2 protein-coding genes are annotated in these 500 nt (G+C 58.8%); one reads left to right on the forward strand and one right to left on the reverse strand.

Annotated features, from left to right (window positions below; genetic code table 11):
- Positions 1 to 175 (reverse strand): sulfatase-like hydrolase/transferase (locus J5M56_RS24520; protein WP_207938001.1); only part of this gene is annotated, 175 nt, incomplete at its 3' end.
- A 114-nt stretch (positions 176 to 289) separates the two neighbouring features.
- Between J5M56_RS24520 and J5M56_RS24525 the strand changes: the two genes are divergently transcribed.
- On the forward strand, positions 290 to 500 hold a 211-nt coding region (locus J5M56_RS24525), incomplete at its 3' end, for a LysR family transcriptional regulator (protein WP_207938000.1).

Below are 500 nucleotides of genomic sequence, written 5' to 3' on the forward strand. Positions count from 1 at the left end.
GGGTGAAGCTCGACGGCGCGCACAGCGGGCTGTTGCAATAGGCAGCATCGAACACCACGCCTTGGGCGGCGAGGCGGGACAGATTCGGCAGTTTGATCGGCGATGGGCCGTAGAACGGCAACATTGGCGCGGCCATTTGATCGGCCATGATGAAAAGAATGTTCTTGCGCTTCATGTGATCGCGGCATTCCATGTTGACTATTTATGCGAGAGTGCTGCGATCGAGCATGGATTCCATGCCTGTTCCGGTAAAGCCCGCGCCGGACAATGACTAGGATAAGTACAGCTTATGTATGACGCCCTCGGTGACCTCTCCCTCGATCTGCTGCGCGCTTTTGAAGCGGCGGCCCGCCATCGCAGTTTTACCGCCGCTGCGGTGGAGCTTGGCACCACGCAGCCTGCGATCAGCCAGCAAATGAAACGTCTGGAAGAGCAGCTCGGTACGCGCCTGTTCGACCGGATTTACCGGGGTATCGAGTTGACAGAGGTTGGCGCCCTGC

The organism is Pseudomonas sp. 51_B, from assembly GCF_017491595.1.
GTDB lineage: Bacteria > Pseudomonadota > Gammaproteobacteria > Pseudomonadales > Pseudomonadaceae > Aquipseudomonas > Aquipseudomonas promysalinigenes.